Source organism: Mesorhizobium sp. M0184 (assembly GCF_040322215.1).
Classification (GTDB): domain Bacteria; phylum Pseudomonadota; class Alphaproteobacteria; order Rhizobiales; family Rhizobiaceae; genus Mesorhizobium.
In genome coordinates this window covers 1-9616 of record NZ_JAMYSZ010000070.1, presented here as the reverse complement: position 1 = coordinate 9616, position 9616 = coordinate 1, and the positions used below count along the sequence as shown (strand labels likewise).

At 65.3% G+C, this 9616-nt stretch carries 9 protein-coding genes; 7 read left to right on the top strand and 2 right to left on the bottom strand.

Annotated features, from left to right (window positions below):
- On the bottom strand, positions 1-391 hold a 391-nt coding region (locus tag NKJ23_RS33955), incomplete at its 3' end, for a hypothetical protein (RefSeq protein WP_352685071.1).
- On the opposite strand from NKJ23_RS33955, the gene NKJ23_RS33950 reads away from it, so the two are divergent.
- From NKJ23_RS33950 to lpdA, 4 genes are all read left to right on the top strand, one after another.
- The gene (locus tag NKJ23_RS33950; protein WP_254817940.1) at positions 390-1622 is read left to right on the top strand and encodes a 3-methyl-2-oxobutanoate dehydrogenase (2-methylpropanoyl-transferring) subunit alpha; all 1233 of its coding nucleotides are present in this window, start codon (positions 390-392) and stop codon (positions 1620-1622) included. The two genes, NKJ23_RS33955 and NKJ23_RS33950, sit on opposite strands and share 2 nt — an antisense overlap.
- Positions 1623-1624: 2 nt before the next feature.
- Positions 1625-2638, top strand: a complete 1014-nt coding sequence (locus NKJ23_RS33945; RefSeq protein ID WP_352685069.1) for an alpha-ketoacid dehydrogenase subunit beta — start codon at positions 1625-1627, stop codon at positions 2636-2638.
- Between the two features lie 10 nt (positions 2639-2648).
- Positions 2649-4061 (top strand): dihydrolipoamide acetyltransferase family protein, encoded by a 1413-nt coding sequence (locus tag NKJ23_RS33940; RefSeq protein WP_352685066.1) that lies wholly within the window; start codon positions 2649-2651, stop codon positions 4059-4061.
- Positions 4062-4307: 246 nt separating this feature from the next.
- Positions 4308-5702 (top strand): dihydrolipoyl dehydrogenase, encoded by a 1395-nt coding sequence (gene lpdA / locus NKJ23_RS33935; protein WP_352685074.1) that lies wholly within the window; start codon positions 4308-4310, stop codon positions 5700-5702.
- A gap of 167 nt (positions 5703-5869) precedes the next feature.
- Here lpdA and NKJ23_RS33930 read toward each other — a convergent pair whose 3' ends face one another.
- A complete protein-coding gene (locus tag NKJ23_RS33930) occupies positions 5870-6973 on the bottom strand; it encodes a saccharopine dehydrogenase family protein (RefSeq protein ID WP_352474011.1) in 1104 nt (367 codons plus the stop codon).
- Between the two features lie 123 nt (positions 6974-7096).
- On the opposite strand from NKJ23_RS33930, the gene NKJ23_RS33925 reads away from it, so the two are divergent.
- The 3 genes from NKJ23_RS33925 (at position 7097) to NKJ23_RS33915 (ending at position 9517) form a co-directional block, all read left to right on the top strand.
- Positions 7097-7525 (top strand): Lrp/AsnC family transcriptional regulator, encoded by a 429-nt coding sequence (locus NKJ23_RS33925; RefSeq protein ID WP_352474012.1) that lies wholly within the window; start codon positions 7097-7099, stop codon positions 7523-7525.
- Positions 7526-7893: 368 nt separating this feature from the next.
- A complete protein-coding gene (locus NKJ23_RS33920) occupies positions 7894-8259 on the top strand; it encodes a RidA family protein (protein ID WP_023675940.1) in 366 nt (121 codons plus the stop codon).
- A gap of 22 nt (positions 8260-8281) precedes the next feature.
- Entirely contained in the window at positions 8282-9517 is a 1236-nt protein-coding gene (locus NKJ23_RS33915) for an amidohydrolase/deacetylase family metallohydrolase (protein ID WP_352685062.1), read from the top strand.
- The last annotated feature ends 99 nt before the right edge of the window (positions 9518-9616 follow it).

Genomic DNA, 9616 nt, shown 5'->3' with positions numbered 1-9616 from the left:
ACCCATCACCTTCCGACACGGATTGCAGCACTTCCTGTCCATCGCCCATGGATGGGCGCTTCGAAATGTGTGAATCGCCTAGCACTTTCGTGGGGGCGAGGAACCCGAGCTGGGAGGATGCCGCGATCCTCCGGCAGGACAGAGGGGGGCGCGAAGGAACTCGACCGAGCGATCTTCCCGCAGGAAGTTCCTGCTCTTGCGCCAGATCGGCCCGGGCCATTCGCCAAATTGCGCGCCGGCGCGGAAGATCGACAAGAAATTTCGCCGACATATCTGCATCCTGTCTGCCGCGGGCAGCAGCCAGCGGCAGCGAAGCCTCGCCCGACGAATTGGCACTGGTCTGGCGGTGTGCAAATATCCTGGCCGGGCAACAGTGGAGGACCGAGATCATGGCCGATGCCGGAATGCTGCGCTTCCATGTTCCGGAACCGGAAGTGCGGCCGGGCGGGACGCCGGATTTCTCCAATGTGAGCATTCCAAAAGCTGGCTCGGTGCCGCGCCCGAAGATCGACGTCGACCCGCGCGACATCCGCGATCTGGCCTTCTCGATCATCCGCGTGCTCAACCGCGCCGGCGAGGCGGTCGGGCCGTGGGCAGGACTGCTTTCGGACGACGAGTTGCTGGAGGGGCTGCGCCATATGATGACGCTGCGCAGCTTCGATGCGCGCATGCAGATGGCGCAGCGCCAGGGCAAGACCTCTTTCTACATGCAGCATCTCGGCGAAGAGGCAGTGAGCTGCGCCTTCCGCAAGGCGCTGTCGCGGGGCGACATGAATTTTCCGACCTATCGGCAGGCCGGCCTGCTCATCGCCGACGGCTACCCGATGGTCACGATGATGAACCAGATCTATTCGAACGAGGCCGATCCGCTGAAAGGGCGGCAATTGCCGATCATGTATTCGTCGAAGGAGCACGGCTTCTTCTCGATCTCCGGCAATCTGGCGACGCAGTACATCCAGGCGGTCGGCTGGGCGATGGCCTCGGCAATCAGCAACGATTCAAAGATCGCCGCCGCCTGGATCGGCGACGGCTCGACCGCCGAGTCCGACTTCCATTCGGCGCTGGTGTTCGCCTCGACCTACAAGGCGCCGGTCGTGCTCAACGTCGTCAATAACCAGTGGGCGATCTCGACCTTCCAGGGCATCGCCCGCGGCGGCTCCGGTACTTTTGCCGCCCGTGGGCTCGGCTTCGGTATTCCGTCGCTGCGCGTCGACGGCAACGACTATCTCGCCGTCCATGCGGTGGCCAAATGGGCGGCGGAACGGGCGCGCAGCAATCTCGGGCCGACGCTGGTCGAATACGTCACTTACCGCGTCGGCGCCCATTCCAGCTCCGACGACCCGTCGGCCTACCGGCCGAAGGCCGAGTCCGACGCCTGGCCGCTCGGCGACCCGATCGTCAGGCTGAAGAACCATCTCATCCAGCGCGGCGTCTGGTCGGACGAACGCCACGCCCAGGCCGAGGCGGAAATCCTCGACACGGTGATTTCGGCGCAGCGGGAGGCCGAGCGCCATGGCACGCTGCATGCCGGCGGCAAGCCCTCGGCGCGCGACATGTTCGAGGGCGTCTATGCCGAGATGCCGCCGCATCTCAGGCGCCAGCGCCAACAGGCAGGGGTCTGATCATGCCGCGGCGGACCATGATCGAGGCGATCCGCGACGCCATGGACGTGTCGATGGCGCGCGACAGCCAAGTCATCGTGTTCGGCGAGGATGTCGGCTTCTTCGGCGGCGTCTTCCGCTGCACCCAGGGCCTGCAGGCGAAATACGGCAAGAGCCGCTGCTTCGATGCGCCGATCAGCGAATCCGGCATTGTCGGCGCGGCCATCGGCATGGCCGCCTACGGGCTGAAGCCTTGCGTCGAAGTGCAGTTTGCCGACTATGTTTATCCGGCCTATGACCAGATCGTCTCGGAAGCGGCGCGGCTGCGCTACCGGTCGAACGGTGATTTCACCTGCCCGATCGTCGTGAGAATGCCGACCGGCGGCGGCATTTTCGGCGGCCAGACCCACAGCCAGAGCCCGGAGGCGCTGTTCACCCACGTCTCCGGCCTGAAGGTCGTGGTTCCGTCCAATCCGCATGACGCCAAAGGCCTGCTGATCGCGGCGATCGAGGATCCCGACCCGGTGATCTTCCTGGAGCCGAAGCGGCTCTACAACGGCCCCTTCGACGGTCATCACGAGCGGCCGGTAACGCCATGGTCGAAACATGAGCTCGGCGAAGTCGCCGACGGCCACTACACGGTGCCGCTCGGCAAGGCGGTGATCCGACGGCCGGGTGCGGCAGTCACCGTGCTTGCCTATGGCACGATGGTCTATGTCGCCCAGGCGGCAGCCGAGGAGACCGGCATCGATGCCGAGATCATAGATCTGAGGACACTGCTGCCGCTCGATCTCGAGACGATCGTCGCCTCGGTCAACAAGACGGGGCGCTGCGTGGTCGTGCACGAGGCGACGCTGACATCGGGGTTCGGCGCCGAACTTTCGGCGCTGGTTCAGGAGAGCTGCTTCTACCATCTGGAAGCGCCTGTGACGCGGGTCACCGGCTGGGACACGCCCTATCCGCATGCGCAGGAGTGGGACTATTTTCCCGGTCCTGCCCGGCTAGGCCGCGCGCTGGTCGAAACGATGGAAGCCTGAAGGGGGAACGATGGGCGAATATGTCATCAAGCTGCCCGATGTCGGCGAAGGCGTCGCCGAGGCCGAGCTCGTCGAATGGCAGGTCAAGGTTGGCGACCTCGTGCGCGAGGACGCCGTGCTTGCCGCCGTGATGACCGACAAGGCGACGGTCGAAATTCCGTCGCCCGTCGATGGCGAGATCGTCTGGTTGGGCGCCGAGATCGGCGACACGGTGGCGATCGGCTCGCCGATTGTCAGGTTGAAGGTGGCGGGCGAGGGCAATGTCAGGGATGCTGCGTCGCAGGCCACTGAGGCGGGCGCCAAGAATACCCCCACCGGGCGCAGTACCCCCACCCCTAACCCCTCCCCACAAGGGGGAGGGGGACGTGCCGCAACCTCCAAGGCCGAACCCGAGACCGCTCCACGATCACCTGGAAAAACACCAACGCATAAGGGACTAAGTGCGGCGGGTGGCGAATCCCCCTCCCCCTTGTGGGGAGGGGCTAGGGGTGGGGGTACTGCGCCGGCTTTCGGGGGTATAGCGCCGGTCGGTGCGCGGCGCCCCGAGGGCGAAAAGCCACTGGCCTCGCCGGCCGTCCGCCTCAGGGCGAAAGAGGCCGGCATCGACCTTCGGCAGGTCCCGGGAACCGGCCCAGCCGGCCGCATCCGGCCCGAGGACATCGACGCCTTCCTGGCACGCGGACCGCAGCTCGCGAAGGCCCTTGGCCTCGTCCGCAACGAGGCGGTCGAGGACATCAAGATAATCGGGCTCAGGCGAAAGATCGCCGAGAAGATGACGCTGGCCAAGTCGCGCATCCCGCATATCACCTATGTCGAGGAGATCGACGTCACCGCGCTCGAGGATTTGCGCGCCGCGCTCAACAAGGAGAAGCGGCCGGGCGCGGACAGGCCGAAGCTGACGCTGCTGCCGTTCTTGATGCGGGCGATGGTCAAGGCAATCGCCGACCAGCCCAATATCAACGCACTGTTCGACGACGAAGCCGGCATCGTCCACCAGCATGGCGGCGTCCATATCGGCATCGCCGCGCAGACGGCTTCCGGGCTGATGGTGCCGGTGGTCAAGCACGCCGAGGCGCGCGACATCTGGGACTGTGCAGCCGAGGTTGTCAGGCTGGCCGAGGCGGCAAAATCCGGCACGGCGACGCGCGACGAACTCTCGGGATCGACCATCACCATCACTTCGCTGGGCGCCATGGGCGGCGTGGCGACGACGCCGGTGATTAATCATCCGGAAGTGGCGATCGTCGGCGTCAACAAGATGATGGTGCGGCCGGTATGGGACGGCAGCCAGTTCATCCCGCGCAAGATGATGAACCTGTCCTCCAGCTTCGACCACCGCGTCGTCGACGGTTGGGACGCGGCGGTGTTTGTCCAGCGGATCAAGGCGCTGCTGGAAACGCCAGCGCTGATTTTTGTGGATTGAGGAGATGAACAGAGGATCGCAGGGGCGCGAGATGAGAGCAGTAGCGATCCTTCGCGCGCCCCTCTGCCCTACCGGGCATCTCCCTCTCAAGGGGGGAGATCGGCCGTCATCCCGCCTTTCGCCAATCTCCAGCTTTGCAGGACTAAGCCGAGCGCGAAAGCTGCCAATCTCCCCCCTTGAGGGGGAGATGTCCAGCAGGACAGAGAGGGGTGCTGTGCCGCCTACTCCTCGAACTAAGGTGCCATGATGAAGGAAATCTCCTGCAAGCTGCTGGTCATCGGCGCCGGTCCGGGCGGCTATGTCTGTGCCATCCGCGCCGGGCAGCTTGGCATCGACACGGTGATCGTCGAGGCAGGCAGACCGGGCGGCACTTGCCTCAATGTCGGCTGCATCCCGTCAAAGGCGCTGATCCATGCAGCCGAAGAGTTCGAAAAGCTCTCGCACATGGCCGGCGGCAAAAGTCCACTCGGCATAACGGTCGCGGCACCGTCGCTTGATCTCGCAGCGACCATTGCCTGGAAAGACGGCATCGTTAGCCGGCTGAACAACGGCGTCGCCGGCCTGCTGAAGAAAGCTGGCGTGAAGACGGTGCATGGCTGGGCGACATTTCGCGACGGCAAGACCGTTGCCGTCGAGACCGAGATCGGCATGCAGGTGATCCGCGCCGAAACGGTGGTGATAGCGACCGGCTCGGCGCCGGTCGAGCTGCCATCGCTGCCGTTCGGCGGGCCGGTCATTTCGTCGACCGAGGCGCTGGCGCTGAGCGAAGTTCCGGAGAGGCTGGCGGTGGTCGGCGGCGGCTATATCGGGCTGGAACTCGGCATCGCCTTTGCCAAGCTGGGCGCCAAGGTGACCGTGGCCGAGGCGTTGCCGCGCGTGCTGGCGCAATATGATGCGGAACTGACCCGGCCGGTGGTGAAGCGGCTGGCCGAACTCGGCATCGAGGTGCTCGTGAACGCCAAGGCCAAGGGGCTGTCCACTAAGCGCGACGCGCTGCTGGTCGAGACGAATGGCGGCAAGAACGGCAAGATTGCCGCCGACAAAGTGCTGGTCACGGTCGGTCGCAAGCCGGTGACCGAAGGCTGGGGGTTGGAGCAGATCGACCTCGACATGGCCGGACCCTTCATCCGCATCGACGACCAGTGCCGCAGCTCGATGCGTGGTATCTTTGCCATTGGCGACGTCACCGGCGAGCCGATGCTGGCGCACCGGGCCATGGCGCAGGGCGAAATGGTCGCCGAGATCGTCGCCGGCCACAAGCGCAGCTGGGACAGACGAGCGATTCCGGCTGTCTGTTTCACCGATCCGGAGCTGGTCACCGCAGGCCTGTCGCCGGAGGAGGCCAAGACCCGTGGCGAGATCAAGGTCGGAATGTTTCCCTTCACCGCCAATGGCCGGGCGATGACGAAGTTGGGCGAGGACGGATTCGTTCGGGTAGTGGCGCGGGCGGACAACCATCTGGTGCTTGGCATCCAGGCCGTCGGCCAGGGCGTGTCGGAACTGTCGACGGCGTTTGGGCTGGCGCTGGAGATGGGCGCGACGCTGGAGGACATCGCCGGGACGATCCATTCCCATCCGACACAGGGCGAGGGTTTTCAGGAAGCGGCGCTGAAGGCGCTGGGGCACGCACTGCATGTCTGATGGCTCGCGCTCTCCCCCTTGAGGGGGAGATGGCCGGCAGGCCAGAGGGGGTCGGTTCGACTGGATGCGACCTCCCTTGCGACAGATGGAGGTTGGCGCTCTACGCGAGGCGACCCCCTCTGTCGCCTTCGGCGACATCTCCCCCTCGAGGGGGGAGATTACGCAGCTCACCCTGCAAGCCGGCTAACCATTTCGTGCTGCGCATAGGCGCGGCCGAAGCGGTTGGCCAGGAACGCGTCGAGCGCGATGTCCTCCTGTTTGATGAAACCGCTTGCCGGCAAGGTGCCGTCGGCGAGCATGTCGAGCACGGCGCAGATCGCCGATGCGGTGGTGATCTGGATGGCGCTGCGCACCATTTCGCCGTCGCGCCTGGCGTAGATCTTGTTGGCGTAGGTTTCCTGCAGCAGACGGCCGTTCTTGCGGCCGCTGACGGTGACGAAGACTATGACGACGTCCTGCAGCGTCGCCGGCAGGGCGCTTTCGAAAATGTCCTTCAGCACGTCGCGGCGGTGGCGCAGGCCGAGGTCGTTGAGCAGCGCCTTCATGATCGCCGCATGGCCGGGATAGCGGATGGTGCGGTAGTTCAGCGTGCGCACTCTGCCCTTCAGCGTTTCGGCCAGCGTGCCCAGCCCGCCCGAGGTGTTGAACGCCTCATAGGTGACGCCGTCGAGCGAGAATTCTTCACGCTCCTCGAGCGGCGGCACTTCGATCAGCTCGCCTTCGACGATCGCCTCGCAAGGCTCGCAATATTCGTTGATGACGCCGTCGGTGCTCCAGGTCAGATTGTAGTTCAGCGCATTCGACGGGTATTGGGGCAGCGCGCCGACCCGCATGCGCACGCTTTCCAGCGTGTCGAAGCGGCTGGCGAGATCGTTGGCAACGATCGAGATGAAGCCCGGCGCCAAGCCGCATTGCGGGATGAAGGCGCTGCTGCCGGAACGAGCCAGTTCCTTGACCCGCCTGGTGCTGACGACGTCCTCGGTCAGATCGAGATAGTGCACGCCGGCGCTGGCCGCCGCCTCGGCGATGCGCGTGGTCAGATGGAAGGGCGCGGCGCTGAGCACCGCGAACTTGCCGGCCAAGGCCGCTTCGAGGGTGCCGGCGGCTTCGATGTCGAGTTCCAGCGTCTCGACCGTTTCAGGCAGTTCGGCCGCGCCGAGCTGCGCCGCCGAGCGGTCGACGAGCGTGACATGGTAGTTGCCCGTGGAAGCCAGCATCTCGGCAATGGTCGAGCCGATCTTGCCGGCGCCGACGACGATGATTTCCTTCATGACCGGTCCCTCGCGCCAATGCTAAATTCACGGTTAGAATCGCAGCTTGCCTGTCGAAAGGAAGCGTGAGATTGTACGAAACGCAGCCTCTCTTTGGGCAATGTGCCGGTAAGGTTCGTCGAAATGCTCAGCGATGCCGACCAGGCTCTGCTTTCCCTGCTGCGCACCAATGCGCGCGCCTCGACCGCCGAACTGGCGCGGCGGCTCGGCGTCTCACGAACCACGGTGCAAAGCCGGATCGAGCGGCTGGAACAGCGCGGCATCATCGCCGGCTACGGGGTCAGGCTGTCGCCGGATTACGAGCAGGGGCTGGTCAGGGCGCATGTCCTGCTCACCGTCACCCCCAAGCTTGCCGACAAGGTGGTGCGCAGCCTGCAGGCGCTGGCACCGGTTCGCACGCTGCACTCGGTCAGCGGCAATTTCGACATGATCGTCATCGTCGAGGCGCCGTCGATCAGGGATCTCGACACGCTTCTCGACCAGATCGGCGCCATGGACGGAGTCGAGCGCACGTCGTCGTCGATCATCCTGTCGACGCGGATCGACCGCTGAGCCGGCTGGTGTCGCGGGCCCAGACGCTGGCGGGACAGCGCCCAGGACAGCGCCCCCCTCTGCCCTGCCGGGCATCTCCCCCTCCAGGGGGGAGATTGGATGTCACCGCGGCTTTCGCCAATCTCCAAGGTGGCTGAATGGATGCTATCGGCGAAACTGCCGATCTCCCCACTAGAGGGGGAGATGCCAAGTGATCGCAAAGAGGGCAGGACAGAGGGGGCGCGAAGGATCACCAAGGGCGGTGATCGTTCTGGCGTTACCGCAGCAAAGCGATATAGGCTTTCAAAATGTGGATCGATGGCGTGCAGCCGCCCCCTATCTCTCGCAGCATCGCGCGTTCACCCAAAGAACCTAGACAGGAGGCCTCCTTGCCCAAGCAGTGTTTTGGAAAATCCCATGTGCCGTTGTCGCCGGCGGTCAGGGCCGGCGATTTCGTCTATGTCTCAGGCCAGGTGCCGGTCGGCACAGACGGGCTGGTGGTCAAGGGCGGCATCGCCGAACAGACCGAGCAGGTGCTGTCGAACGTCAAGGCGGCACTGGCGCTGGCCGGCTGTACCCTCGACGACGTAGTCAAGACGACCGTCTGGCTCGAAGACGCCCGCGATTTCGGCATTTTCAACACCGTCTATGCCAGGCATTTCCCGAAAGACCCGCCGGCGCGCACGACAGTGGAGTCGCGGCTGATGATCGACATCAAGATCGAGGTCGAGGCCGTTGCCTACAGGCCGGCCTGACGGGAAAGTGGAGACAGGCGCGATGCAATTCGATCTCCTGATAAAAGGCGGCCGCCTCATCGATCCGGCGTCCGGCCTCGACGCGCAGCGCGATCTGGCGATTGCCGACGGCCGTATCGCCGCGATCGACACCGAAATCCCCTTCGAACGTGCCGCCCGCGTCATCGATGCCACGGGCTCGATCGTCGCGCCGGGCCTGATCGACCTGCACAGCCATGTCTATTGGGGCGGCACGTCGCTCGGCGTCGATGCCGACCGGCTCGCCGCAAAGAGCGGCACCACCACCTTCATCGATGCCGGAAGTGCCGGCGCCGGCAATTTCCTCGGCTTTCGCTGCCACGTCATCGAGCGCTCGAAAGTCCGCATCCTGGCCTATGTCAACATTTCCTTTGCCGGCATATTCGGCTTCTCGCAGACCGTGGCGGTCGGCGAGTGTAGCGACCTCCGGCTCTGCGAACCGCGCGAGACGGTAGCGGCGGCTCGCGAGCACGCGGACGTGGTTGTCGGCGTCAAGGTCCGCTCGGGTCGCCATGCCGGCGGCACCAGCGGCATCGCGCCGGTCGATCTCGCGCTCGAAGCCGCCGACAAAGCCGGCCTGCCGCTGATGGCGCACATAGACGAGCCGCCGCCGGGCCGCTCGGAAGTGCTGCCGCGGCTGCGCAAGGGCGACATCCTCACCCACTGCTTCCGGCCGTTTCCCAACGCGCCGGTCTTCGCCTCGGGGGCGGTGCGGCCAGATATGCGGCTGGCGCGCGAGCGCGGCGTCATCTTCGACATCGGCCACGGCATGGGCTCGTTCGATTTCGAAGTGGCGAAAGCGATGCTCAGCGAGGGGCTGGCGCCGGACGTGATCAGCAGCGACGTGCATCTCTACTGCGTCGACGGGCCGGCCTTCGACATCCTGGTCTGCATGTCGAAGCTGCTGGCGCTCGGCATGCCGCTGGTCGAGGTGCTGCGCGCCGCCACGCAGCGCCCTGCCGAAGCGATCGCCAGGCCCGATCTCGGCAGGCTTGCGGTGGGTGCGGTCGGCGACATCGCGGTGTTGCGGCTGCGTCCGGGCCGCTTCACCTTTGTCGATTCGGTCGGCGCCTCGCTGGTCGCCGAGCATAGGCTGGTCTCGGACGGAATCGTGGTCGGCGGCAGCTGGTGGCCGAACGAGGCGGTGGACGATCTCGGCGAGACCGAACGCTTCGAAGCGCATGCGCACGACACGCATGTCGAGGTGGCGAGCCGGCATTTCGGGCGTGGCCACGATTGAGGGCTGTGCGGCTCTTCCTTCTCCCCTTGTGAGACCTTTGCATAGAAGCCGATTGGTGATTCTGTGATGATGGTCGAAGCAGGGAGATTCGGGATGGCG